The 25,055-nt window shown below is 64.3% G+C and carries 27 protein-coding genes; 14 read left to right on the plus strand and 13 right to left on the minus strand.

Annotation, left to right across the window (positions count from 1 at the left end):
- Positions 1 to 205: 205 nt before the first annotated feature.
- Together HDC29_RS19435 and HDC29_RS05175 are read left to right on the plus strand one after the other, a co-directional pair.
- Positions 206 to 988, plus strand: coding sequence for an AraC family transcriptional regulator (locus tag HDC29_RS19435; protein ID WP_179495068.1), 783 nt, complete (start codon positions 206 to 208; stop codon positions 986 to 988).
- On the plus strand, positions 989 to 1,234 hold the full coding sequence (locus HDC29_RS05175; RefSeq protein WP_179495070.1) for a hypothetical protein: 246 nt from the start codon (positions 989 to 991) through the stop codon (positions 1,232 to 1,234).
- A 10-nt stretch (positions 1,235 to 1,244) separates the two neighbouring features.
- Here the strand turns inward: HDC29_RS05175 and HDC29_RS05180 are convergent, their stop codons facing one another.
- Positions 1,245 to 1,655 (minus strand): hypothetical protein, encoded by a 411-nt coding sequence (locus HDC29_RS05180; protein ID WP_373562758.1) that lies wholly within the window; start codon positions 1,653 to 1,655, stop codon positions 1,245 to 1,247.
- Positions 1,656 to 1,662: 7 nt separating this feature from the next.
- On the opposite strand from HDC29_RS05180, the gene HDC29_RS05185 reads away from it, so the two are divergent.
- Positions 1,663 to 2,820: a serine hydrolase gene (locus HDC29_RS05185; RefSeq protein WP_179495074.1), complete on the plus strand. Its 1,158-nt coding sequence runs from the start codon at positions 1,663 to 1,665 to the stop codon at positions 2,818 to 2,820.
- On the opposite strand, the gene HDC29_RS05190 is transcribed toward HDC29_RS05185, so the two are convergent.
- Both HDC29_RS05190 and pdxH read right to left on the minus strand, forming a co-directional pair.
- Entirely contained in the window at positions 2,815 to 3,633 is an 819-nt protein-coding gene (locus HDC29_RS05190; protein WP_179495076.1) for a PhzF family phenazine biosynthesis protein, read from the minus strand. The two genes, HDC29_RS05185 and HDC29_RS05190, sit on opposite strands and share 6 nt — an antisense overlap.
- Complete coding sequence (gene pdxH, locus HDC29_RS05195) at positions 3,630 to 4,208, minus strand: pyridoxamine 5'-phosphate oxidase (RefSeq protein WP_179495078.1); 579 nt, start codon at positions 4,206 to 4,208, stop codon at positions 3,630 to 3,632. The genes HDC29_RS05190 and pdxH overlap by 4 nt, the downstream gene beginning before the upstream one ends.
- Before the next feature lie 146 nt (positions 4,209 to 4,354).
- On the opposite strand from pdxH, the gene HDC29_RS05200 reads away from it, so the two are divergent.
- The 8 genes from HDC29_RS05200 (at position 4,355) to HDC29_RS05235 (ending at position 13,407) form a co-directional block, all read left to right on the plus strand.
- Positions 4,355 to 5,269 carry a DnaJ C-terminal domain-containing protein gene (locus tag HDC29_RS05200; RefSeq protein ID WP_179495080.1) on the plus strand — a complete coding sequence of 305 codons (915 nt, stop codon included), beginning with the start codon at positions 4,355 to 4,357 and terminating at the stop codon, positions 5,267 to 5,269.
- Positions 5,270 to 5,272: 3 nt separating this feature from the next.
- On the plus strand, positions 5,273 to 6,349 hold the full coding sequence (locus HDC29_RS05205; RefSeq protein ID WP_179495082.1) for a YihY/virulence factor BrkB family protein: 1,077 nt from the start codon (positions 5,273 to 5,275) through the stop codon (positions 6,347 to 6,349).
- The gene (gene fabI / locus HDC29_RS05210; RefSeq protein WP_179495084.1) at positions 6,346 to 7,173 is read left to right on the plus strand and encodes an enoyl-ACP reductase FabI; all 828 of its coding nucleotides are present in this window, start codon (positions 6,346 to 6,348) and stop codon (positions 7,171 to 7,173) included. Before HDC29_RS05205 ends, fabI begins: the two co-directional genes overlap by 4 nt.
- On the plus strand, positions 7,166 to 7,696 hold the full coding sequence (locus tag HDC29_RS05215) for a GNAT family N-acetyltransferase (protein WP_179495086.1): 531 nt from the start codon (positions 7,166 to 7,168) through the stop codon (positions 7,694 to 7,696). Before fabI ends, HDC29_RS05215 begins: the two co-directional genes overlap by 8 nt.
- A 4-nt stretch (positions 7,697 to 7,700) precedes the next feature.
- Entirely contained in the window at positions 7,701 to 8,777 is a 1,077-nt protein-coding gene (gene aroC, locus HDC29_RS05220; RefSeq protein WP_179495088.1) for a chorismate synthase, read from the plus strand.
- Position 8,778: 1 nt separating this feature from the next.
- Positions 8,779 to 10,563, plus strand: coding sequence for an SLC13 family permease (locus HDC29_RS05225; protein ID WP_179495090.1), 1,785 nt, complete (start codon positions 8,779 to 8,781; stop codon positions 10,561 to 10,563).
- Positions 10,564 to 10,675: 112 nt separating this feature from the next.
- Positions 10,676 to 12,028, plus strand: coding sequence for a dicarboxylate/amino acid:cation symporter (locus HDC29_RS05230; RefSeq protein ID WP_179495092.1), 1,353 nt, complete (start codon positions 10,676 to 10,678; stop codon positions 12,026 to 12,028).
- Between the two features lie 47 nt (positions 12,029 to 12,075).
- On the plus strand, positions 12,076 to 13,407 hold the full coding sequence (locus tag HDC29_RS05235) for a dicarboxylate/amino acid:cation symporter (protein WP_179495094.1): 1,332 nt from the start codon (positions 12,076 to 12,078) through the stop codon (positions 13,405 to 13,407).
- A gap of 4 nt (positions 13,408 to 13,411) precedes the next feature.
- Here HDC29_RS05235 and HDC29_RS05240 read toward each other — a convergent pair whose 3' ends face one another.
- Positions 13,412 to 14,167: a peptidase gene (locus HDC29_RS05240; protein WP_179495096.1), complete on the minus strand. Its 756-nt coding sequence runs from the start codon at positions 14,165 to 14,167 to the stop codon at positions 13,412 to 13,414.
- 173 nt (positions 14,168 to 14,340) lie between these two features.
- Here HDC29_RS05240 and HDC29_RS05245 point away from each other — a divergent pair, with 173 nt between their 5' ends.
- The 3 genes from HDC29_RS05245 (at position 14,341) to HDC29_RS05255 (ending at position 18,236) form a co-directional block, all read left to right on the plus strand.
- Positions 14,341 to 15,750 (plus strand): cytochrome P450, encoded by a 1,410-nt coding sequence (locus tag HDC29_RS05245; RefSeq protein WP_179495098.1) that lies wholly within the window; start codon positions 14,341 to 14,343, stop codon positions 15,748 to 15,750.
- A gap of 320 nt (positions 15,751 to 16,070) precedes the next feature.
- Positions 16,071 to 17,462 carry a cation:proton antiporter gene (locus HDC29_RS05250; protein ID WP_179497261.1) on the plus strand — a complete coding sequence of 464 codons (1,392 nt, stop codon included), beginning with the start codon at positions 16,071 to 16,073 and terminating at the stop codon, positions 17,460 to 17,462.
- 57 nt (positions 17,463 to 17,519) lie between these two features.
- Entirely contained in the window at positions 17,520 to 18,236 is a 717-nt protein-coding gene (locus HDC29_RS05255; RefSeq protein WP_326913476.1) for an extensin family protein, read from the plus strand.
- On the opposite strand, the gene mddA is transcribed toward HDC29_RS05255, so the two are convergent.
- The 9 genes from mddA to HDC29_RS05300 are packed head-to-tail and all read right to left on the minus strand — an operon-like array spanning position 18,233 to position 24,774.
- Positions 18,233 to 18,967 carry a methanethiol S-methyltransferase gene (mddA, locus tag HDC29_RS05260; RefSeq protein ID WP_179495100.1) on the minus strand — a complete coding sequence of 245 codons (735 nt, stop codon included), beginning with the start codon at positions 18,965 to 18,967 and terminating at the stop codon, positions 18,233 to 18,235. The genes HDC29_RS05255 and mddA overlap by 4 nt on opposite strands.
- A 58-nt stretch (positions 18,968 to 19,025) precedes the next feature.
- Entirely contained in the window at positions 19,026 to 19,382 is a 357-nt protein-coding gene (locus HDC29_RS05265; RefSeq protein WP_179495102.1) for an iron-sulfur cluster assembly accessory protein, read from the minus strand.
- A complete protein-coding gene (locus HDC29_RS05270; RefSeq protein WP_179495104.1) occupies positions 19,382 to 19,852 on the minus strand; it encodes an SUF system Fe-S cluster assembly protein in 471 nt (156 codons plus the stop codon). The genes HDC29_RS05265 and HDC29_RS05270 overlap by 1 nt, the downstream gene beginning before the upstream one ends.
- Positions 19,849 to 21,030, minus strand: coding sequence for an aminotransferase class V-fold PLP-dependent enzyme (locus tag HDC29_RS05275; protein ID WP_373562759.1), 1,182 nt, complete (start codon positions 21,028 to 21,030; stop codon positions 19,849 to 19,851). Before HDC29_RS05275 ends, HDC29_RS05270 begins: the two co-directional genes overlap by 4 nt.
- The gene (locus HDC29_RS05280; RefSeq protein WP_179495106.1) at positions 21,027 to 21,758 is read right to left on the minus strand and encodes a SufD family Fe-S cluster assembly protein; all 732 of its coding nucleotides are present in this window, start codon (positions 21,756 to 21,758) and stop codon (positions 21,027 to 21,029) included. The genes HDC29_RS05275 and HDC29_RS05280 overlap by 4 nt, the downstream gene beginning before the upstream one ends.
- Positions 21,755 to 22,498 carry a Fe-S cluster assembly ATPase SufC gene (gene sufC / locus HDC29_RS05285; protein WP_179495108.1) on the minus strand — a complete coding sequence of 248 codons (744 nt, stop codon included), beginning with the start codon at positions 22,496 to 22,498 and terminating at the stop codon, positions 21,755 to 21,757. The genes HDC29_RS05280 and sufC overlap by 4 nt, the downstream gene beginning before the upstream one ends.
- Positions 22,485 to 22,832, minus strand: a complete 348-nt coding sequence (locus HDC29_RS05290; RefSeq protein WP_179495110.1) for an Imm53 family immunity protein — start codon at positions 22,830 to 22,832, stop codon at positions 22,485 to 22,487. The genes sufC and HDC29_RS05290 overlap by 14 nt, the downstream gene beginning before the upstream one ends.
- Positions 22,829 to 24,316: a Fe-S cluster assembly protein SufB gene (gene sufB / locus HDC29_RS05295; protein ID WP_179495112.1), complete on the minus strand. Its 1,488-nt coding sequence runs from the start codon at positions 24,314 to 24,316 to the stop codon at positions 22,829 to 22,831. Before sufB ends, HDC29_RS05290 begins: the two co-directional genes overlap by 4 nt.
- Entirely contained in the window at positions 24,313 to 24,774 is a 462-nt protein-coding gene (locus tag HDC29_RS05300) for an SUF system Fe-S cluster assembly regulator (protein WP_179495114.1), read from the minus strand. Before HDC29_RS05300 ends, sufB begins: the two co-directional genes overlap by 4 nt.
- Between the last annotated feature and the right edge of the window lie 281 nt (positions 24,775 to 25,055).

Raw genomic sequence — 25,055 nt, forward strand, 5'->3', positions numbered from 1 at the left:
AGAGGCGGGCGGCGATCGCGCCGCCCGCCTTGGGGGGGGGGCTGATACTGCGTATTTGGGGCACGCGAACATTGTGTTGCCCACACTCATTTCCCCTCGGCAGCGACCGAGGCCGAGGACTTTGGGTGGCGCGATTTAACCATATTATCGGGGAATATAGCAGGCTTTCACATTCTCCCATTCTTGCCATACTTCGGTCATGGAAGTGGGAGGACTCAGGGTCGCCTCGATCACCGACCGGATCGATGGCCCTTCGAACTGGACGATCGAACGCGATGTCCATGCGCTGATCCTTTACGAGGCGGGAAGCTATCACTGGCTCGAAACCTGGCTGGGCGACATGCGGACGTCGCTCGGCGATCCGCTGCCGGGAGAGATGTGGCTTGTTCCTGCGGGGATTGTATATCGTGCCGCGGCAAAGGGCGGCGCCGTCCGCTATAACCAGGTCGAGATTCCGGTGCCGCTTTTGTCGATCGCGCCCGACACGCGGGCGCTTGCGGCGCACCATGATCTCGCGCTCGCCGCGCTCGTCCGCGCGCTCGCGGCAGGCGACGCCTCGGCGGCCGATCCGCTGATCGCGATCCTCGCCAAGACGCTCGATCACATGATCGGGCGCGCCGAATCCCCCGCCATGACCCGTCGCATCAACGGGCTGATGATCTTCATCCAGGCGCAACTCGAAACACCGCTGACCGTCGAGGATATCGCGGCCGAGGCGGGCATGTCGGTGAACAGCCTGATCGTCCATTTCGCGCGCGCGACGGGGCGCACGCCGGCGCAATATGTCCTGCGCCAGCGGCTGCGCCGCGCGTGCTGGTTCCTGATGAACCGGCCGCTGTCGATCGCGGAAATCGCCTTCGCCACCGGATTTTCGAGCCATGCGCATCTGTGCGCGATCTTCCGGAGCAAGGTGGGCATGTCGCCCGGCGAGTGGCGGCGGCGGCATCGTTCGGCTATCTTGCCCGATGTCGAGGAAGAGGGGGCGTAAATGTCGCATACCGCCGTCATGCTCGCCGCAGGGTTCGGCCTGCTGGTCCTGCTGTGGCTCGTCATCAGGGATACGACGCGGGCGACGCGATTATTCCTGCTGCTCTGGTTCGTGGTATCGATCGGCAACCTGCTCGTCGGAGTGTTGCATGCGGGCTATGGCTGGACCGAGGAAGCGGCCATCTGGCTGCTTGTGTTCGGTGCCCCCGCCGCGGTTGCGCTCCTCGTCGGGCGTTCGCGACCCTAGGGTCAGCGCCTCAATTTTCGGGCCGCAGCAGGCATCCGCTCGCTCCGGCATGGCGCGCGCTGCGCGACGCAAGCAGCGGTACGCTGCCGGTGATGGTCCGGGTCGCCGAATCCTCGCTCAGCGACACCATGTCCATTCCGGGTTCGAAATCGTTCTGACAGCTTTCGAGGCTGCGGCCCTGGACATAGCGGCACGAACAGCCGACGCGCGCGGCATAGGCGGATCCGAGCTCCGCCTGCGCCTTGAACGCCGGGAATTTCCAGATCGCGAAGATGGCGAACAGCACCGCGACGATGATCGCCCACGGCAGGCATCCGCCCCAGCGGCCCGGTTTCTTGCGCGGCGGCGGCGCATCCGCGGGAGGGGGCGTGGCGGCCAGCGGCTCGCCGGTTGTCGGCCCGGGCGGATTGATGTTATTCACCCTTGCCATGATCACGAAAAAACGGCTGCTGGCAAGTGCCGCGCTTGCGATGCTGGGCGCCTGGTCGCTGACCCACGCAGCGGGACAGGGCAATATGGCGCCCGCATCGCCGGCGCCCAAATTCGGCACCTCGCTCGACAGCGTCGCCGCGGCCGACCCGCCGCGCGGGCTGCCCGCCTTGCCCGCTGCGATCAGAACGCACGCCGACGCGTTGTTCACCGACGCCGGCGAGGTCGGCGAGACGCGCGCGCTGCTCGTGCTGCGCGACGGCGAATTGATCTACGAGCGCTATGGGGCGGGTTTCGGTCCCCAAAGCAAGCTGATCAGCTGGTCGATGGCGAAGAGCATTACGGCGGTGCTCATCGGCTTCCTCGTCGCCGATGGGCAATTGTCGCTCGACGGGCCGGCCCCGGTGGGAGCCTGGCAGCGCAGCGGCGATCCGCGCGGCGCAATCACGCTGCGCAACCTGCTTCACATGTCCTCGGGACTCGAACATGTCGAAAATGGCGACCCGGTCTGGCAGGGCGACACCGTCGCGATGCTGTTCGGCGGCGGGGCGGAAGATATGGCCGGCTTCGCCGAGACGAAGCCCGCCGCGGCGCAGCCGGGCGAGGTGTTCAATTACAGCTCGGCGACCAGCGTCATCCTGTCGGACATCATCGCCGACACGCTGACCCCCTCGCAAAATCCCGATGCACGCCGCGACGCGATGCGCGACTTCGTCGGCGGGCGGCTGATGGAACCGCTGGGCATGGCGAGCCTGACCCCCGAGTTCGACGCGAAGGGCACGATGATCGGCGGCTCGATCATGCACGCGACCGCGCGCGACTATGCGAGGTTCGGTGAGTTTCTGCGCAATCGCGGCGTCGTGAACGGCCAGCGGCTGCTCCCGGAAACCTGGATTCGCTTCATGCTGACGCCATCGCGGAACGACGCAGGGTATGGCGGCCACATCTGGCTGAACCGCAAACGTCCCGCCGGCGTCACTCCGGCGCTCTGGCCCGATCGTGGTCCGAACGACCTCTTCGCCTGTATCGGCCACCAGGGTCAGTATATCATCGTTTCGCCATCGCAGCGGGTGACGATCGTGCGACTGGGCATCACGCGGGACGACCAGTTCCCGGCGCTGCGCCGGCATCTCGCCGATCTCGCCGAAAGCTTATAGCAGGAAATCACCCACGACCGTCGTCACGCAGGTGCCGGCAAGCTCGACCATGTCGCCATCGAGGCGGCAGCCGACATGGCCGCCGCGCGCGCTCGCCTGATAGGCGGCGAAGGCGTCGCTGCCGAGGCGCGTCGTCCAATAGGGAGTCAGTACGCTGTGCGCCGATCCGGTCACCGGATCTTCGGGGATACCGGCACCGGGCGCGAAGGCGCGGCTGACCACGTCGGCGCCCGACGGGTCGTCGATGCCCGGCGCGGTCGCGATATAAAGGATGTCGCCGTCGCTGAGCGCGGCAAGATCGGGCGTCAACGCCCGGACTTCTTCGGCGCTGCGATAGACGATCAGCGCATAGCCGCCCTCGTGCCATAGCGTTTCGGCGACGTCGCCGCCCATTGCGCGCGCGATGTCGGGCATCGGCTTCGCGCCAGCCCGATAGGCGGGCAGCTTCATGCGATAGCCTTCGTCCTCGCCATCGCGTGTGACCTGCAAAATGCCGGCCTTGCGCGTGCGAAAGCGCATCTCGTTACGCCACTGCGCCGCCGACAGCAGGACATGCCCGCTGGCAAGCGTCGCGTGGCCGCACAGCGCGACCTCGATCGTCGGGGTGAACCAGCGCAGCTCATAATCGGCCTCGTCGCTTTCGTCGGGGACGAGGAATGCTGTTTCGGCGAGGTTGTTCTCGGCCGCGATGGCTTGCAGCGTCTTGTCGTCGAGCCATTCCTCGAGCGGCATCACGGCCGCGGGATTGCCGGCGAACGGCCGGTCGGCAAAGGCGTCGACTTGCGTGATCGGAAGGCGTCGGGCTGCGCTCATGGATAAAGAAATCCTCTCGTCCAGCTGTTGCCGGCGCGCCGGAACAAGGTGCGTTCGTGCAGCCGGTGCGCCCGGTCCTGCCAGAATTCGATTCCCGAAGGATTAACGCGCCAGCCCGACCAGCGCGGCGGGCGTGGCACGTCCTGTCCTTCGAAGCGCGCCTGCATCTCGGCGAAACGCGCCTCGAACGTGTCGCGACTGTCCAGCGGACGCGACTGGTCGCTCGCCCAGGCGCCGAGCTGGCTGTCGCGGCTGCGCGTCGCGAAATAGGCGTCGGCCGTCGCGTCATCGACCGGCGCCGCTTCGCCCTCGATGCGGATCTGGCGGCGCAGCGATTTCCAGTGAAAAAGCAATGCGACGTGCGGGTTGGCCGCCAGCTCGCCGCCCTTGCGACTGTCGAGGTTCGTATAGAAGATGAAGCCATCCGGGCCATGGCCTTTCAAAAGCACCATGCGCAGCGACGGCCGTCCGTCCGGCGTCGTCGTCGCGAGCGCCATCGCGTTGGAGTCGTTGGCCTCGCTGGCGCGCGCTTCGGCGAACCAGCTGTCGAACAGGGCAAAGGGATCGTCGCTCATCGGCGCGGTCATAATGCGGCGGGAGATAATGGTCGAGGCAGATCGTCATCTCGGCGAAGGGGAACTTGACCGCGTTCCGGCACATTACCACATGGCGCGCGCAATCGGGCTTCACGCCCACTCACTTATCGGGCTACAGGAGCAAAATGGCCGATCCCTATTCCACCTTGGGCGTTGCGAAGACCGCGAGCGATGCGGAGATCAAATCCGCTTATCGCAAGCTCGCCAAGGAACTGCATCCCGACAAGAACAAGGACAATCCGAAGGCATCGGAGAAATTTTCTGACGTCACAAAGGCCTATGACCTTTTGTCTGACAAGACGAAGCGTGCGCAATATGATCGCGGAGAGATCGACGCCGACGGCAATCCTGCCATGCCGTTCGGCTATGGCGGCGGCGGTGGAGGGTTTCGCGGCGATCCGCGCGGCCAGGGCGGTTTCGGCAACGACAGTGCCGATTTCGGCGACATTTTTGAAGGGCTGTTCGGCGGCCGCGGTGGCGGGCCGTTCGGCGGGTTCGGCGGGCGCAGCGCGCCGCCGCAAAAGGGCGCCAATGTCGCCTATCGCCTGTCGGTGTCCTTCATCGACGCTGCGACACAGGCGCCGCAGCGGATCACGCTCGCCGACGGCGGCACGATCGATTTGAAGCTCCCCGCAGGCGTCGAAACCGGGACGCAGATGCGCCTTGCCGGCAAGGGGCAGGCCGGTCCCGGGGGCACCGGCGACGGCATCGTGACGATCACCGTGAAGGATCACCCTTTCTATGAGCGCGAGGGTGCCAACATCCGCCTCGACCTGCCGGTCACGCTGAACGAGGCGGTGAAGGGCGCGAAGGTCAAGGTGCCAACGGTCGACGGACCGGTGATGCTGTCGATCCCCGCGGGCTCCTCTTCGGGCAAGGTCATGCGTCTCAAGGGCAAGGGCTTCAGCCAGAAGGGCGGCGGGCGCGGCGACCAGCTTGTGCGGCTGATGGTCGATCTGCCGGCCGACGATGCGGCGCTGATCAAGCTGCTCAGCGAATGGACCGATCCGCGCAATGTGCGGGCGGATCTCGGCGTGTGATGCGTGGCTGAAGCCAGCGAAAAGAAGATCGTCGCCGCGCTCGAGCGCGAGGTCGCCGACGAGGTCGGCAAGGAATTTCTGGCCGAAGGCCATTCGCCGCACTCACCCGAAGCGCGCGCCGAGCGTGCCAAACGCGTCAAGCTGCGCGCCCGGGCGCAGGGGATCATCGAGCGCGGCCGCGAACAGCTCGGCCCCGGCACGCGCGCCTATCATATCGTTCGCCGCGTCGTCGTCGGCACCTATACCGATGGCTTCATCCACGCGGGCAATCTCGCCTATCTGGCGCTGATCGCGCTCTTTCCCTTCTTCATCCTGCTCGCGGCGGCGCTGTCGATCTTTGGGGGCAGTGTCGGCGGGGAAGCGGCGGTCGAGGCGGTGTTTTCGACGATGCCGCCGACGGTCGCAAAGGCGCTGTCGGGCCCGATCCGCGAAGTGATGACCGCGCGCACCGGGATATTCCTGTGGCTTGGCGCGCTCGTCGCGCTGTGGACCGTGGGCAGCCTGATCGAAACGGTGCGCGACATTTTGCGCCGCGCCTATGGCACGCATTTCAGCAAGGGCTTCTTTCACTACCGCCTGCTGTCGATCGGTATCATCACGGGCGCCGTGGTGCTGATGCTGCTGTCGTTCAGCATGCAGGTGCTGATCGTAGGGATCGAACAGTTCGTGACGCGCGTGCTGCCCGAGCAATATCAGGCGTGGGGCGTCGTCCTGATCTCGCGCGGCGTGTCGGGCGCGGGCCTGTTCCTTGCCATCTATATGCTCTTCTACAGCCTGACGCCGTCGAAATACCGCCAGCTCAAATGCCCGAAATGGCCGGGCGCGCTGTTCACGACGCTCTGGTGGATCGGCGTCACCCTCGCGCTGCCACCGCTGCTCGCCAGCTTGCTCAGCTACGACGCAACCTATGGCAGCCTTGCGGGTGTGATGGTCGCGCTTTTCTTTTTCTACCTCGTCGGATTGGGTATGGTGATGGGCGCCGAACTCAACGCCGCGCTCGTCGAGGTTGAGGATTTGGGCCACGACGCTATTGGGCGCGTCGACGACGTAATTATTGCAAAGGCCGGAGAAGAAAAATGACGGGTCTGATGAAGGGCAAGCGCGGGCTGATCATGGGCTTGGCGAATGACAAATCGCTTGCCTGGGGCATTGCCAAGGCGCTGCACGCGCATGGCGCAGAATTGGCGATTTCGTATCAGGGCGACGTGATGCTCAAGCGCGTCAAGCCGCTCGCCGACGAACTCGGCTGCGATTTCCTGATCGATTGCGACGTGTCCGACATGGACAATCTGGACGCGGCATTCGCGACGCTTTCAGGACGCTGGCCGACGATCGACTTCGTCGTCCATGCGATCGGCTATACGAACAAGGAAGCGCTGCGCGGCCATTATGCCGATGTGGCGCTCGACGACTTCCTGATGACGATGAATATCAGCGTCTACAGCTTCACCGCGGTCGCCAAGCGCGCGGCATCGATGATGACGCCCTTCGACCCCGAAACCGGCAAGGGCGGTGGCTCGCTTCTCACGCTCAGCTATTATGGTGCCGAAAAGGTCATCCCGCATTACAACGTCATGGGCGTCGCGAAATCGGCGCTTGAAACCAGCGTCAAATATCTCGCCAACGATTATGGCCCGCAGGGCGTGCGCGTGAACGCGATCTCGGCGGGGCCGATCAAGACGCTCGCGGCGTCGGGGATCGGCGACTTCCGCCTGATCCTGAAATGGAACGAGCATAATGCGCCGCTTCGCCGCAACGTCACGATCGACGATGTGGGCGGTTCGGCGCTCTATCTGCTCAGCGATCTGGCAAGCGGCGTGACGGGTGAGACGCATCATGTCGACGCGGGTTATCACACCGTCGGCATGAAGCAGGAAGACGCGCCGGACATCTCGCTTGTCTGACGAAACCGGTATCCGCGCCGCGACGGCGGCGGATGCCGAGGCTATCGACACAATCGTCCGGGCCGCGTTCACCGGGACCGATTTCGGCCATCAGGGTGAAGCCGAGCTGGTGCGCATGATCGAGGCAGACGGCGACGCGCTGGTGTCGCTCGTTGCCGAACGGGACGGTGTAATCGTCGGGCATGTGCTGTTCAGCCTGATGGATATCGAGGCCGACGGCGTCGCGCTTTCGGGAGCCGGTCTTGCCCCCGTGTCGGTCGCGCCCGAACGGCAGGGGCAGGGTATCGGCGATGGTCTGATCCGCGCCGGGCTGGACCAACTGCGTGGGCAGGCCGTCCGGATCAGCTTCGTCCTCGGCCACGAATCCTATTACCCCCGCTTCGGCTATTCGCCCGACCTCGCCGCGCGCTTTGCATCGCCCTTTGCCGGGCCGCATTTCATGGCGATGATGCTGGACTCGGACGCGGCTTGGCCGCTAGGCGGAAGGGCGGATTACGCTCCCGCATTCGGCCGGATGGGATAGGGTAATGAGTTTCAACAGCTTCGGACGCGTCCTTCGCTTCACAACCTGGGGGGAAAGCCACGGCCCCGCGCTCGGCGCGGTCGTCGACGGCTGCCCGCCGCGCCTGTCGCTGTCCGAAGCCGATATCCAGCCCTTTCTCGACAAGCGCCGCCCCGGCCAGTCGCGCCACACGACGCAGCGGCAGGAACCCGACCAGGTGCGCATCCTGTCGGGGATTTTCGAAGGCAAGACCACGGGCACGCCGATCAGCCTGATGATCGAGAATGTCGACCAGCGCTCGAAGGATTATGGCGAGATCGCGCAGGCCTACCGCCCCGGCCACGCCGATTATGCCTATGATGCCAAATATGGCATCCGCGACTATCGCGGCGGTGGCCGGTCGAGCGCGCGCGAGACCGCGGCGCGCGTCGCGGCGGGCGGCGTCGCGCGGCTCGTGATCCCGGAGGTGCAGATCCATGCCTGGGTGGCCGAAATCGGCGGCGATGCGATCGACCCCGCGAACTTCGACCTCGAAGAGATTGATCGCAATCCCTTTTTCTGCCCCGACCCCGCGGCGGCGCAGCGCTGGGAAGGGCTGATGGACGCGGCGCGCAAGGCGGGCAGCTCGCTGGGCGCCGTCATCGAATGCGCCGCCAGCGGCGTCCCCGCCGGTTGGGGTGCGCCCATCTATGCCAAGCTCGACAGCGACCTCGCCGCCGCGATGATGGGCATCAATGCGGTCAAGGGCGTCGAGATCGGTGCCGGATTCCACGCCGCGCGCCTGCGCGGCGAGGAAAATGCCGATCCGATGCGCCCCGCGACCGACGGCAGCAACCGTCCCGATTTCCTGTCGAACAACGCCGGCGGCATCGCGGGCGGCATCTCGACCGGGCAGCCGGTGGTCGTGCGCGTCGCCTTCAAACCGACCAGCTCGATCCTCACCCCCGTTCCGACCGTGAACAGGGCGGGAGAGGCGACCGATATCGTCACCAAGGGGCGCCATGACCCCTGCGTCGGTATCCGCGGCGCGCCGGTGGTCGAGGCGATGATGGCGCTCGTCCTCGCCGACCATAAATTGCTCCACCGCGCGCAGAACGGCTGACATGATCGAGGCGCTCCGGGCTTTTATCGAAGCGCATCAGGCCGCCCTGTCGCTGATCATATTGGCGGCGATGTTCACGGGCTTCCTGATGGAACGGCTGCCCGCGACTGTCATCGCGATCCTGGGTGCCTGCACCTATCTGGCGCTCGGCATCCTCGACGCCGACGGCCTCTATTCGGTCTTTTCCAACTCGGCGCCGATCGTCATCGGCGCGATGTTCGTGCTGTCGGGCGCGCTGATCCGCACCGGCGTGATCCAGCGCGTCGCCGACGCCATCATGAAGCGGGCGGAGAAGCACCCGCGGCTCGCCATCGTCGAAGTCCTTGTGGGGGCGCTCGTCGCGTCGGCCTTCCTGAACAATACGCCCGTCGTGGTCGTGCTCATCCCCATCATGATGAAACTGGCGGAGGTCACCGGGGTCAGCGCAAAAAAGCTGCTCATGCCGCTGTCGATTGCCGCGGTGCTCGGCGGCACGCTGACCCTGATCGGCACCTCTACCAACCTCGTTGTCGACGGTATCGTGCGCCAGGCGGGAATGGAGCGTTTCGGCATTTTCGAAATCACCCCCATCGGCCTCGTCACCGCCGCGTCGGGAATGATCGGGCTTGCGCTGATGTGGTGGCTGCTCCCCGCCGACAAACCGATCAAAGGACCCGCCGGGACGCATGATGCGCATCAATATCTGACCGAACTGGTGCTCGAAGAGGATGACTATCTCGTCGGGATGACGGTCGAGGCGTTCCGCGACCTGCCGCGCTCGGGGCGTGTCGTCGGCGTCCGCCGCGGTTCCGCGGTCGTCCTCGGAGCCGAACTCGAGCATTGGACGCTCGCGGCGGGCGACCGGCTCATCCTTCGCGTCGACGGTGCGACCTTGATGACCTGGCGCGAGCAGGGGCGCTTCCGTCTTGGCATCGGCAGCGGCGATCCGGACGAAAATGACATGGTCGTCGAAACGATGATCGCGTCGAACCACCCCGCGATCGGCCAGCGGCTGATCGATATCCCCTTCCTGCAAAAAGTCCGCGCGCGGATCATCGGCCTCGACCGTCCGGCACACGAACCGGGGCCCGACCTTGCGAGCGTCCGCATCCGCCCGGCCGACCGCCTGCTCGTCGCGGGCGGTCCGGCCGAGGTCGAGGCGCTGCGCGACAACCCGCACCTGATCGGCGCTGACCTTGCCAAGGTGCGCGCCTTTCGGCGCGGCAAGGCGTGGATTGCGATCCTGTGCATGCTTTCCGTCGTCGCGCTCGCCGCGCTCGATGTCATGTCGATCGGCGTTGCCGCGATCATCGCGATCGGCGTGATCCTCGTGACACGCTGCATCGACAGCGAGGAAGCGTGGGGCACGATTGACGGCGACGTGCTGATCCTGATTTTCGCGATGCTCGCGGTCGGCCTCGCGCTCGAACAGAGCGGGGCGGTGACGATGATGGTCGGTTGGGTCAAGCCCGTACTCGCGGGCCAGCCCATGTGGGTGCTCGTCTTCGGAATTTATTTCTTCGCGCTGATCCTCTCCGAACTGCTCAGCAACAATGCGGTCGCCGCGTTGATGACGCCGGTGACGCTTGCCATCGCCAGCGAATTGGGGGTCGATCCGCGGCCGCTCGTCATCGCGCTGATGATCGGAGCGTCGGCCTGCTTCGCGACCCCGATCGGTTACCAGACCAACACGATTGTCTATGCCGCGGGCGACTATCGCTTCGTCGATTTCGTGAAGATCGGGGTGCCGCTCAATATCATCACCGGGGTTTCGACCTGCCTCGCGATCACCTTCTTCATAACCTGACGGCATAGCGGGCGAACCGCCTGCCCCTTGACGCTGCGGCCCGCGACGGGTCAAAGGGGGGAGAATCTGGCCGGTCACGGCGTGCCATAATGACTATTCGGGGGACGGCCGCATGGACCGCAAGCTTACATGGTATATTCTCGCGGGCATGGTGCTCGGCGTGGTCGTCGGCTATGCCGTGCACGTCGGGATTCCCGCGAGCGATCCGTGGTTCGAGCATCTCGCCAAGACCTTCAAGCTGCTTTCCGACGTTTTCCTCAACCTCATCAAACTGCTCGTCGCGCCGCTCGTGCTGTCTACGATCGTCGTCGGCATCGCCCATATGGGTGACAGCAGCGCACTCGGACGGATCGGCGTGCGCGCGCTCACCTGGTTCATCACGGCGAGCTTCGTCTCGATTGCGCTCGGCCTGTTGATGGTCAACCTCTTCCAGCCCGGCGTCGGTGCGCCGATCCCCGACGCGGTCGAAGCGGCCAAGATGGTGGGCGAAGTCAAGAAGCTCGATGCCTGGGAATTCACGCTTTCGATCTTCCCCAAAAATGCGCTCGAGGCGCTCGCGACCAACAATATCCTTCAGATTCTCGTCTTCTCGATCTTTGCCGGGGTCGCCTTGTCGGCGATCGGCGATAAGGGCGCGCCGCTCGTGCGCGGGGCCGAGGCGCTCGCCGAAATGATGCTGCAGATCACCGGCTATGTGATGCGCTTTGCGCCTTTCGCGGTGTTCGGCGCGATCGCGAAGGTCGTCGCGGCAAGCGGGCTCGGCATCCTCGCAACCTATTTCGAATTGCTCGTCGAATTCTATGTCTCGCTGGTGCTGCTCTGGATCATCCTGCTGACGATGGGCTGGGTATTCCTGCGCCAGCGGATATGGCAGCTCATCCGCTACATTCGCGAACCGCTGCTGCTCGCTTTCTCGACCGCTTCGTCGGAAGCCGCGCTGCCCAAGATGTTCGAACAGCTCGATCGCTTCGGCGTGCCGCGCCGCATCTCGGGCTTCATGCTGCCGCTGGGCTACAGCTTCAACCTCGACGGCTCGATGATGTATATGAGCTTCGCGACCATCTTCATCGCGCAGGCCTATGGAATTGACCTGTCGATCGGCACGCAGATACTGATTCTGCTCACGCTGATGATCAGTTCGAAGGGTATCGCTGCTGTGCCGCGCGCCAGCCTGGTCGTTATCACCGGCACGCTCGCGCAATTCGGCCTGCCGGTCGAGGGCGTCGCGATCATCCTCGCGATCGACCAGTTCCTCGACATGGGGCGCACCGCGACCAATGTGGTCGGCAACGCGGTTGCGACGAGCGTCATCACCAAGTGGGAAGGGATGCTTGAAGTGCCCGAACCCGCCGAAGCCGAACGGCCGCACGCGCCGTCGCATACGCCGCATCATGGAACCCGCGGGCTCGATCTTCGTGATACGAACGAGGCGGGGGATAACAAGCCAGCGGCCGATAACGCATAACGCGCGTGCTGCCGGCCGTCCGATTTGGACGAGCAAGGAGCCGAGCCATGGCCGAGACAGCGGCAATCGACGAAGCCGAGCGCGATGAGGCGCGCGCGCGGCGGCTGCGCTGGCGGATGCTTGTCGGCTTCCTGGCAGGCCTCGCTATCGGTATCGCCGTCCATTATGGTGCGCCCGGCGCCGCATGGGTCGAAACGATCACCACCTATGTGACGGGTCCGCTGGGGCAGATATTCCTGCGCCTGCTTTTCATGCTCGTCATCCCGCTGCTCGTCTCGGCGCTGATTGTCGGAGTCGCCGAAATGGGCGAGATGCGCGCGCTGAAATCGGTCGGCCTGCGCACACTCGTCTATACGATCGCGGTCTCGACGATCTCGGTCGTCATCAGCCTCGCCGTCGTCAACCTGCTCCAGCCGGGTGCCGGGGTCGACCCGGCGCTGGCGCGCTCGCTGATGGCGGAGGGCGCCGCGGGCGCGCAGGCGATCGCCGATCGTGCGGGCGAATCGAAATCCGGGATGGACGCGGTGGTCGCGATCGTCCCCGACAATATCTTCGCCGCGATGGGTGCGAACGATGTGCTCGCGGTAATGTTCTTCGCGCTGTTCTTCGGCATCGGGCTGATGCTGGTGAGCACCCCGCGCACCGAGACGCTGAAGACCGCGATCGAGGGCATTTTCGAAGTGGTGATGAAGCTGATCGGCCTCGTCATCCAGCTCGCGCCGATCGCCGTCTTCTGCTTCATGTTCAACCTTGCCGCGCAGTTCGGTTGGGACCTCATCATCCGCCTGTCGGCCTTCGTCGGCGTCGTCTTGCTCGCGCTCGCGCTTCAGATGTTCATCGTCTTCCCCATCCTGCTGAAGACGCTGGCCGGGAAATCGCCGGTCCTTTTCTTTCGCCAGACGCAGGAGGCCTTCGTGATGGCCTTTGCGACCGCCTCGTCGAATGCAACGCTGCCAACCGCGCTGCGCGTCGCGCACGACCAGTTGCGGCTCCCTGACAAGGTCGCGCGCTTCGTGCTGACCATCGGCGCGACCGCGAACCAGAATGGCACTGCGATGTTCGAGGGCGTGACCGTGATCTTCCTCGCGCAATTCTTCGGCATCGACCTGACACTTCAGCAGCAGATCGTGGTGATGCTGGTGTGCATATTGGGCGGGATCGGCACCGCGGGCGTGCCCGCCGGATCGCTGCCGGTGATCGCGCTGATCCTCGCATCGGTCGGGGTTCCGCCCGAAGGGATCGGGCTGATCCTCGGCGTCGACCGCTTCCTCGACATGTGCCGCACGACGCTCAACGTTATCGGCGATCTCGTAGCCGCAACGGTCGTGTCGGCGGGAGTGAAGGACGGGGCGGCGGCAAAGACCGCCCCGCCTTCCTGAACCCTCAGTCGGGGCGGGTCTTGTTCGCCCGGTCGCTGCGCGCGCGGCCAGCCGCCGGCGGCGTCACGCGCGGCGTGGGGGCGCTGCGAACCGCCGGCGCGGGCCGCGGGCCGCGGTCCGGACGGGCCGACGGAGCAGGGCGCGCGGGCGAAGAGGTGTCGCGGCCCGGGCGCGGACGGACCGCGCCGGGACCGCGATCGGGGCGTCCCGGATTGCCTGCGACGGGCGGCTGGCCCGGACGACCCGGTCGCGTGCCGCGCGGGCCGTCATTGTCGCGATCACCGCGATTCCAACCGCCCGGACGGCCGGGGCGACCATCGCCGGGGCGTCCATCGCGGTCGCCATGGTTCCATCCCGGACGGCCGGGCTTCCAGTCCTTGCGTCCGCCATGATGTTTCCACCATGCGCGGCGCCCGCCCCAATAGTTGAGATACTGGCCGCGCAGCGGATAACGGTTGCGGTAATTGTCGAACATCCACATGCCGTAGCCGGGGTAATAATAATCGTCGTACCAGCCGCCGCCGAATCCGATGTTCACAAAGCCGCCGCCATAATCCGACGCATCGTAACAGTCGTAGCCATAGCCGTCGCCATAGGCATAGCCGTCATAATCATAATAGGCGTCGCCGTAGCGCGCGGCGCAATCGCCGCCCGACGCATAGCTCGCGCCATAGACGTCGCCATAATAGCAGCCGCCGAGCGTCGTCGCGGCGAGCGCGCCGAGCGCGATGGAAAGGGGACGCTTCAAACTCTTCGCCATGGGCTTTGTCCTTTGGGGTCCAACGGTTGCGGCCCCTCACTCGATCAGCAAATTGCACGAGTCGAGTTGAATTTGCGGTGAATGGTGTCCCGCACCTCGAAATGCCTTACTTGCATCGATGTCAGTAGTGGGTTACGCCTAGTGTCGATACATGATGGACGAGGATCGACCCGATGAACGCGCCGACGAATATCCAGCCCGCGAGCAGCGAATGGTCCGAAAAGCGCTTTGGCCCGGAAACGCGGCACTGGCTGCCGCGCAACCCTGACAGCGCGATCGATCATATCCCGGGCGAGGACGGTATGCCGGTGATCGGCAACACGCTCGAACAGCTTCGCGACTATCGCGGCTTCACGAAGCGGATGGTCGCCAAATATGGCCGCGTCTATCGCAACAACAGCTTTGGCGGGCGCAGCGTCGCGCTCCACGGACCCGAGGCGAACGAACTCGTCATGTTCGACCGCGAGAAGATTTTCTCGTCCGAACAGGGCTGGGGGCCGGTGCTCAACCTGCTCTTCCCGCGCGGGCTGATGCTGATGGATTTCGAAAAGCATCGCGCTGATCGCAAGCTGCTGTCGGTCGCGTTCAAGCCCGAACCGATGCGCCATTATGCCGATTCACTCAATGAAGGGATCAGGGATCGCATCGGCCAGTGGAGCGGCAAGACCTTCAAATTCTATCCGGCGATCAAGGAGCTGACGCTCGACCTCGCCGCGACGAGCTTCCTCGGCATCCCCTGGGGGCCTGAGGCCGACAAGGTCAACAAGGCGTTCGTCGACATGGTGCAGGCGTCGATCGGCGTCGTGCGCGTGCCGCTGCCCTTCACCGCGATGGGCCGCGGGGCAAAGGGGCGCGCCTATCTGGTCGATTATTTCGGCAAGATGGTGCCCGAGCGCCGCGACGGCACCGGCGAGGATATGTTCAGCCAGATCTGCCGCACGCGCGACGACAATGGCGACTATATGAGCGTCGAGGCGATCGTCGACCATATGAACTTCCTGATGATGGCCGCGCACGACACGATCACCAGCTCGATCACGTCTATGGTCTGGGAACTCGCGAAGCATCCCGAATGGCAGGATAAATTGCGCGAGGAGATGCTCGCGGTGTCGCCGGCGGGCGAAGGGGTCGGCCACAACAGCCTCGGCCAGCTTGAAATGACCGAATGGGCATTCAAGGAAGCGCTGCGGCTGGTGCCGCCTGTACCAAGCTTCCCGCGCCGCGCGCTCAAGGATTTCGAATATGGCGGCTACCGCATCCCTGCGGGTACCTCGGTCGGCGTCAGTCCCGCCTATACGCACATGATGGAAGAGCATTGGCCCGAGCCCGAGACGTTTGACCCGATGCGCTTCTCGCCCGAAGTCGCCCGCGAGCGGCACAAATATGCGTGGGTGCCCTTCGGTGGCGGTGCGCATATGTGTCTCGGACTGCACTTCGCCTATATGCAGGCGAAAATCTTCTTCCACCATGTCCTCACGACGCACCGCATCGTTGTTGAGGACGGCTATGCGCCCGAATGGCAGGTGCTGCCGATCCCGCGGCCCAAGGATGGGCTGACGGTGCGCTTCGTCCCGCTCGGCTAGCTGCTTCGCGGGTCTCCCCGTAGGGCGTTGAACGGAAACGGCGGATCGTTCGATGCTGACGGCTGCCGATGATGCGCGAGCGGATCGCGTCCGGTAAAAATCCCCTATGAGAGCGTTCACACAAGATTATATTGCTTGAATGGCCGATGCCATGACGATGACGAGTCGATGGCGCGCGGGCCGAGCATCCTGCAATAATACCAATTGCAGACTTTTGTTGCTTTCACCATCCGATCGTGTCTCAGTGGTGCCGGATTGACTGATGATGGGGCCTGCGAGTCGGATCAAGGCGGCAGGGGAGGACGAAATTGGTATTGAATATGTTCGATGAGCTGATGCGGACAATCGGTGACGTCATGGGCGCACACGGTCCGGGGGCGAGCGTCACGGCCAGCTATACTCCGACCGATTTCAGCATCCATTTCTTCCTCCAGATCGCGGTGATCCTGCTCGTCTGCCGCGTCGTCGGCTGGATGGCGAACCGCTTCATGGGGCAACCGCAGGTCGTGGGCGAGATGATCGCCGGCGTGGTGCTTGGTCCCTCGCTCTTCGGCCTCTTCTTTCCCGAATTTCAGGCGGCGCTGTTCCCCAAGGAAACGCGCAATATCCTTTATGTCGGCGCGCAATTCGGTGTCGGCCTTTACATGTTCCTCGTCGGCACCACGCTGCGTCTCGACCATTTCCGGTCGAAGGCGAAAAGCGCGGTCGGCGTGTCGGCCGCGGGGATCGCCGCCCCCTTTCTGCTGGCGGCGCTGATCACGCCCTGGCTGCTCGACATCCCCGGCCTGTTTGCCGACGGGCTGGGGCAGGGCAGCGCGACGCTGTTCATGGGGGCGTGCATCGCGCTGACCGCTTTCCCGATGCTCGCGCGCATCATCAACGAGCGCGGCCTTGCGAATACCTCGCTCGGCACCCTGTCCCTCACGGCTGGCGCGTTCGACGACGCGGTGTCGTGGTGCGTGCTCGCGATCGTGCTGGCGACGTTTGGTGGCGGGCCGGGTATCGCGCTCCTCGCGATCGTCGGGGGCGTCGGCTTCGCGCTCTTCATGTTCTTTATCGGCCGCAAGCTGCTGATCCCGCTCGGCCGTGCGGTCGAGGCAAAGGGCGAACTCACGCACAGCCTGCTCGCCGTCGTGCTGATGCTCTATGCGATGGCGGCCTTCTTCATGGATGCGGTCGGGATCCATGCGGTGTTCGGCGGCTTCCTGCTTGGGGCGTGCATGCCGCGCGGGCTGCTGACCGAAGAGATCAGGAAAAAGGTGGAGCCGATGACGGTCGTCTTCCTGCTCCCGATGTTCTTCACCTATTCGGGGCTCAACACGCAGCTCGCCACGGTGAACAGCCTTTCGATCCTTGCCGTGGCGTTGGGTATCTTGCTGGTCTCGATCGCGGCAAAGTTCGGCGCGTGCTGGCTCGCCGCGCGGCTGGCGGGCGAGGATAACCGCACCGCGATGGGCATCGGCGCGCTGATGAACGCGCGCGGACTGATGGAATTGATCATCATCAATATCGGCCTGCAAAAGGGAATCATCGGACCGACGCTGTTCGCGATCATGGTGCTGATGGCGATCGTCACCACCGTGATGGCGGGACCGCTGTTCGAGCTCGTCTATGGCCGCAAGGCGCGCGCCGAAGGGCGTCTTGGTGCGCTCGAAAGCGAAGAGGCTCCCACCGGACCGCGTCGCGATCACGAGACCACGCAACTCGCCTGACGGATGGGGCGTCGATGGTGGCTTGTGCGAAGTGACGACGCGCTTCACTAAGGCGCCGTGCAGAGTATCCGTCCCTATCTGATCTGGTTTGCCATCGCGATCCTCGCGACCATCGGCGCCATTCTTGGTATGCAATGGGTCCGCGACCATCCCGAGCATATCCCCGGCACCCGCTTCGAGCTTGCGCATCCGCAGGGGTGGGCGACCCACAGCAAGCTGGTCGCGCTCGCAAATGACGACATCGCCTGCTTTGCCGCCTTCGACCGCGCCGAGGCGGGTTATCTGCGCCGGCCGCCCGTTGGCAACGGGATATGCCGCGCCAGTCAGCGCATGATCCTGACCGGCGACCGTTTCGTGCCGACAATGCGACCCGCGAACGCTGCGCCCGGCTGCGCGGTGACCGCCGCGATGGCGCTATGGAACCGCGACGTCGTCCAGCCGCTCGCGCGAAAATATTTCGGGCAAAGGGTCGCCGAGCTTGAAAATCTCGGCAGCTACAATTGCCGCAAGATCGCCGGCGAGCAGGGGCAGAGCCAGCATTCGACCGCCAACGCGATCGATATCTCGGCCTTCATCCTGGCGGACGGAACGCGCATCGCACTGATCAACGACTGGAAGCCCGGCGACAAGCGCAGCGAATTCCTCCATGCCGTGCGTGACGAGACGTGCGGCCTGTTCAGCACCGTCCTGTCGCCCGATCACAATGAAGCGCACGCCAACCATTTCCATTTCGACATGGCGGCGCGAACGGCGGGCTGGACGGTCTGCCGCTAGCGGTCGCCGACGTGCGGAATGAGCATTCCGACGCGCCGACGATAGCTGACATAGGCCTCGCCGAAGACGTCGATCAGGTCGCGTTCCTCGAGCCGGATCGCGATCAGCATATACGCCGAAAGGCCGGCCGCGAGCAGCAGGTGTCCGGCGGTCATGGCGGGTGTCGCCCAGAAGGCGATGAAGAATCCGGCGTAGAGCGGGTGGCGAACGAAGCGGTAGAAGAATGGCTGGCGCAGCACCGGCGGTGCGGCTGCTTTTTCGCGCAGCGCGAACCATGCCTGCTGCAGGCCGAACAGCTCGAAATGATTGATCAGGAAGGTGCTGGTCAAAACGATCAGCCAGCCGAGCCCGAAGAGCGCCCACAGGATCGCGGCGCCGACCGGGTCGGTCACCGTCCACACCGCCGCAGTCAGTTCGTGCCAGAACAGCATGAGGACGATCAGCGCGGCGCTGGCAAGCAGCACATAGGTACTGCGCTCGACCGGCGCGGGGACGATGCGCGTCCACGCCGCCTTGAACCCCGGCCGCGCCATTACGCTATGCTGGACGCCGAACAGCGCGATCAGCGCGAGGTCGATCGCGATCGCGACAGCGGGCTCGGCTTCGCGCGCAAAATCGACTTTTGGCCCGGCGAACGGAAAATTGCCGAAGAAGGCGATAAGATACAGGAATGTCGCGAAGAATATCGCATAGCATAGGCCAGCGTAGGCCAGGTAGAAGGCACGAAACATGGCGTTGCCCCTTCTTTTGAAGGAGCATCATAGCATGTTTTTCGCGAAAAAGCGTGTTTTAGACGGTGAAGCTCTCGCCGCAACCGCACGCGCCCTTGGCGTTCGGATTCTCGAACACGAAGCCCGCGGCGAAATCATCCTCGACCCAGTCCATCGTGCTGCCGATCAGGTAGAGCACCGACGCGCCGTCGATGTAGAAAATGCCGCCGGGGGTCTCGATCTTCTCGTCGAACTTCACCTCTTCAGTGACATAATCGACCGAATAGGCGAGTCCCGAACAGCCGCGGCGCGGCGTCGACAGCTTGACCCCGATCGCGCCCTCGGGCGCCGCCGCCATCAATTTCGCGATGCGTTCCTCGGCGTTCGGCGTCAGCGCGACGGCGGCCGGGCGGGTACGGATTTTGGTTTCGGTCATCAGAGCATTCCCAGTTCGAGCCGCGCTTCGTCGCTCATATTCTGCGGCGACCACGGCGGATCCCAGACGAGGTTGACCTCGGCATCGCCGACGCCCGGCACCGCGCCGACGCGCAGTTCGACTTCGGCGGGCATCGACTCGGCGACCGGGCAATGCGGCGTGGTCAGCGTCATCGTGACAAGCACATGGCCCTCGTCGATCTCGACATTGTAGATCAGGCCGAGGTCGTAGATGTTCACCGGGATCTCGGGGTCGAAAATCTCCTTGAGCGCATCGATCACCGCTTCGTAGAGGTCGCCGCCGACCGCACTCGGTTCGACCGCCGCGGGCTTGGCCGCCAGGAAGCCTTCCAGATAGTCGCGCTTGCGCTCCAGTTTCTCGGGCGCGGTTTCGACGTCCTCGACGCGCGCCTTGGGCGGCGCCTCGACGCTTTCGACTTCCTCGACTCTGATCGTGCTGTCTTCGCTCATCCGAAAATCCTCTCGACGCGACCGAGCCCTTCGATCAGGGCCGCCACATCGTCTTCACTGCTATACACGCCAAAACTCGCTCGCGCAGTCGCGGGCACCCCGAGATGCTCCATCAGCGGCTGTGCGCAATGGTGCCCGGCGCGGATCGCGACCCCGCTTTCGTCCAAGATAGTGCCGATGTCGTGCGGATGAACCCCCGTCATCGAAAAGCTGACAATTCCAGCACTGTTTTCAGGGCCGTAGAGCGTGATGCTGTTCTTGCGCGCCAGCGCCTCGCGCAAGCTGCCGACGAGCGCGCATTCGTGCGCGTGGACCCTATCGATGTCCAATGCCTCGACATAATCGACCGCCGCCGCGAGCCCGACCGCCTCGACGATCGCGGGCGTGCCCGCCTCGAAGCGCGTGGGGGCGGGGGCATAGGTCGTCTTGGCAAAGGTTACGCGATCGATCATCGACCCGCCCCCCTGCCACGGCGGTAACGTATCGAGCTTGTCGCTCCACAGCACGCCGATCCCGGTCGGACCGTAGAGCTTGTGCCCCGAGAAAACATAATAGTCGCAGCCGAGCGCCGCGACATCGACGGGCAGTCTCGGCACGGCCTGGCAGCCGTCGATCAGCAGTTCGGCTCCGACGCGGTGTGCCAGATCGGCGGCGCGCGCGACGTCGAGCGGGCTGCCGAGCACGTTCGAGACATGCGCGAAGGCGACCATGGTGTGTTCGGGGGTGAGCAGCTTTTCGGCGGCGTCGAGGTCGATGCAGCCGTCTTCGGTCAGCGGGCACACGTCGACCTGCCAGCCGGCAAGCTGCCACGGCACGATATTGCTGTGATGCTCGAGCACCGACAGCAGCACGCGGCCCTTCTTCGGGTGCGAATAGGCGACCAGGTTGATCGCTTCGGTCGCACCGCGCACGAACGCGATCTCATTCTCGCGCGCGCCGATAAACGCCGCGATCCGCCGCCGCGCCGCTTCATAGGCGAGCGTCATGTCGGCCGAGCGTGCATAGACGCCGCGGTGGACGGTCGCATAGTCGCGTCCCATTGCGTTCACGGTTGCGTCAATGACGGCCTGCGGTTTCTGCGCGGTCGCCGCGGTATCGAGATAGTGCCAGCCGGGCGTCAGGCCGGGAAAATCCGCGCGAACATCGGGGAAGGTGCGGAGTGCGGTCGTGGTACTCACACCAATTCCCCCAGCTTCGCCAGCGCCAGCTCCTGCAACCGCGCTTCATCCTCGGCGCCGTCGAACACGCCGGCGACGAACGCCTGCAACATCAGTTTCTTCGCCTCGCCCGGCGGCAGCCCGCGTGACTGGAGATAATAGAGCCCCATCGGATCGAGCTCGCCGATCGCGCAGCCATGCGCGCATTTCACATCGTCGGCGAAAATTTCGAGTTCGGGCTTGGCGTTGGCGGTCGCGCTGCGATTGAGCAGCATCGCCTTTACATCCTGTTCGCTGTCGGTCTGCTGCGCGTCGCGCGCAACCGCGACCTTGCCGAGATAGGTACCGGTCGCGGTGCTGCCGAGGACCGAGCGCACCACCTGCCGCGACGTCGCGCCGGGTTCGGCGTGGGTCACCGTGGTGACGATCTCGAGATTCTGCTCGCCCCCGCCGATCTGCGCGGCGCCGAGATGGAAGTCGGCGCCCTCGTGCAGCGTCACCGCGAGCTCGACACGGCCATAGGCCCCGCCGATGTTGAGGATATGCAGCGACGCGATCGCACCCTTGCCGAGCACGAGTTCAATCTGACGGATGTCGCCCGCGTCCTGCACGATCGCGCGCGCGAAGCTGCCGCCCGCAGGCACGATGATGCTCTCGGGCGCGGGCAGCGGCCACGCCGCGCTCACCGCCTCGATGTCGGAGTAACGCCACGCTTCGTCGCGGCGCGAGGGGAGGGTGGCGATGGTCAAGCCGCAATCTCCGCATAGCCATGCGCTTCCAGCTCGCGCGCGAGCTCGGGCCCGCCCGACTTCACGATCCGCCCCGCGGCCAGCACATGGACGAAATCGGGCTGCACATAATCGAGCAGGCGCTGGTAATGCGTGATCAGCAGCACCGCCTTGTCGGGCCGCCGCATGATCGCATTGATCCCGTCCCCGACGGTACGCAGCGCATCGATGTCGAGGCCGCTGTCGGTCTCGTCGAGGATCGCGAGCTTGGGATCGATGATCCCCATCTGCACCATCTCGTTGCGCTTCTTCTCGCCGCCCGAAAAGCCGACGTTCACGGGGCGCTTGAGCATGTCCATGTCCATCTTGAGCAGCCCCGCCTTCTCGCGCGCCAGCTTCAGGAAGTCGCCGCCCGACAGCGGTTCCAGCCCACGCGCCTTGCGCTGGGCGTTCAGGCTCTCGCGCAGGAACTGGACGTTCGACACGCCGGGAATTTCGACCGGATACTGGAAGCCTAGGAACAGCCCTGCCGCGGCACGCTCGTGCGGTTCCATGTCGAGCAGGTCCTGCCCGTCGAAATCGACCGAGCCGTCGGTGACTTCATAACCGGGCCGGCCGCCGAGGACATAGGACAGCGTCGACTTGCCCGCGCCATTAGGCCCCATGATCGCATGGATTTCGCCCGCATTGATGCTGAGCGACAACCCCTTCAGGATCGGCTTGTCGGCAACGGTGGCGTGGAGGTTTTCAATTTTGAGCACTTAAACTTCTTTCACTTTCGAGGGCGGCGTCCACATTTCCAATCCATCCGCGAAACTCTCCGAGCAACGCATCCAATTTCAGTGGGCCGCACGCGCCTTTGATCGAGGTGCCTTCACGCTTGAGAACGACCCAGTCATGCCCTTCCTCAAGCTGATGCTCGCCTAGGGAAATTTCTGGGCCGGCGAACTGCTCATAAACTGTGTCGGTCAGCTCAAATTTGAAAAGCCATCCCGGATTATCGCAGTTGTCGATGGTAAAGCCGTAACCATGCTCCCACTCTCCGTCACACAAGGAGAGATAGAATTTCTGCAGCCATTCGAGGTTTGACGTCACCCGACGCTCCCCTCAAGGCTGATCCCCAGCAACTTCTGCGCCTCGACCGCAAACTCCATCGGCAGCTGCTGCAGCACTTCCTTGGCAAAGCCGTTGACGATCAGCGCCACCGCTTCTTCCTGCCCCAGCCCGCGCTGCATCGCGTAGAAGAGCTGGTCTTCGCTGATCTTGCTCGTCGTCGCTTCATGCTCGACGGTCGCGGTCGGGTTGCGGACCTCGATATACGGTACGGTATGCGCGCCGCTGAGCGAGCCCAGAAGCAGGCTGTCGCACTGGGTGAAATTCCGCACCCCCTCGGCATTCGGCGCCACCCGCACAATCCCGCGATAGGTGTTGTTCGACTTGCCCGCGCTGATCCCCTTGGAAACGATGGTCGAGCGCGTGCGCTTGCCATTGTGGATCATCTTGGTGCCGGTGTCGGCCTGCTGGTAATTGTTGGTGACCGCGACCGAGTAGAATTCGCCGACGCTGTCGTCGCCGTTCAGCACGCAGCTCGGATATTTCCAGGTGATCGCGGAACCGGTCTCGACCTGCGTCCACGACACCTTGCTGCGCTTGCCCTGACACAGCGCGCGCTTGGTCACGAAATTATAGATGCCGCCCAGCCCCTCGGCATTACCTGGGTACCAGTTCTGCACGGTGCTATATTTGATCTCGGCATCGTCGAGCGTCACCAGTTCGACCACCGCGGCGTGGAGCTGGTTCTCGTCGCGCATCGGCGCGGTGCAGCCTTCGAGATAGCTCACATACGCGCCCTTGTCGGCGATGATCAAAGTGCGTTCGAACTGCCCCGTATTCTCGGCATTGATGCGGAAATAGGTGCTGAGCTCCATCGGGCAGCGCACGCCCTCGGGCACATAAACGAAGGTGCCGTCCGAAAAGACCGCGCAATTGAGCGCCGCGAAATAATTGTCGTGCATCGGCACGACCTTGCCGAGCCACTTCTTCACCAGCTCGGGATGTTCGCGGATCGCTTCGGAAATCGAGAGGAAGATCACCCCCGCGCGCTTCAGTTCCTCGCGGAAGGTCGTCGCGACGCTGACGCTGTCGAACACCGCGTCGACCGCAACCTTGCGCGCGCCCTCGACGCCCGCGAGCACCTTCTGCTCCTCGATCGGGATGCCGAGCTTTTTATATACTTCGAGAATCTCGGGATCGACCTCATCGAGGCTGCCGAGCTTCGGCTTCGGCTTCGGCGCTGCGTAATAGTACGCATCCTGATAATCGATCGGCGGCACATTGAGCTTCGCCCAATCGGGCGTTTCCATCGTCTGCCAATGGCGAAAAGCCTTCAACCGCCAGTCGAGCATCCATTCGGGCTCGTTCTTCTTCGCCGAAATGAATCGGACCGTATCCTCGGTCAGCCCCTTGGGCGCGAAGTCGGTCTCGATGGTCGAGGACCAGCCATGCTCATAATCGGCGACCTTCGCTGCGGCGTCGTGCGCGGCCTGGTCTTTTACGGGGAGGTCTGTGTTGTCGGTCATAATCTGATCTCGTCGCCGGCCAATACCGGGATCGGCGGAGGGGAGGGGAGTTTCGGTGCGACGCTCAAGGTCGCGAGGCTGATCTCTTGCAACGCCCCGCGCACCGCGCCGTTCACGACGCCCCAATGCGGCTGCACCTTGCAGCTGCCCTCGAGCGAGCAATCGTGTCGCCCTTCGGCCACACAGGACGTCAGGGCGATCGGTCCTTCGACCGCTTCGATGATGTCGGCGACACTGATCGCCGCCGCGGGCCGCGCGAGCCGCACCCCGCCGCCGCTGCCGCGCGACGCGACGAGCAGGCCGGCGCGCGCGAGCTGGCTTACCAGCTTCTGTGCGGTCGGCCCCGGAATGCCCGTTTGTTCGGCCAGCATGCCCGCATGAATCGGTACCGACCCGCATTGGCGGGCGGCGGCGCTCATCAGCACCACGGCATAATCGGCAAGGTTCGACAGGCGCATGTTCTTTTCCGTCGCAATTGCGAACGATTCTTAACTGGACTAAATTACTCCACTTACATAGGCGGTCGGTTCATGCGGCGCAAGGTCGGAGCCTTCGCATAGCTTTGCGGTGAAAAAAAAGGCACCCATCCGGCCGAAGCCAAATGAGTGCCAAGATGAAGGTCTCAAGTCCTCGAAAGAGGATGAGCTCTTCTGGGTCGCAGGGAGGGATTATGCTCCCGCGCCGATTCGCGATTGGATGAAAACGCCAAAACGACGGGACAGATAATTTTCGAAGGTTA

This window comes from Sphingopyxis sp. JAI108 (assembly GCF_013410105.1).
Taxonomy (GTDB): Bacteria; Pseudomonadota; Alphaproteobacteria; order Sphingomonadales; family Sphingomonadaceae; genus Sphingopyxis; species Sphingopyxis chilensis.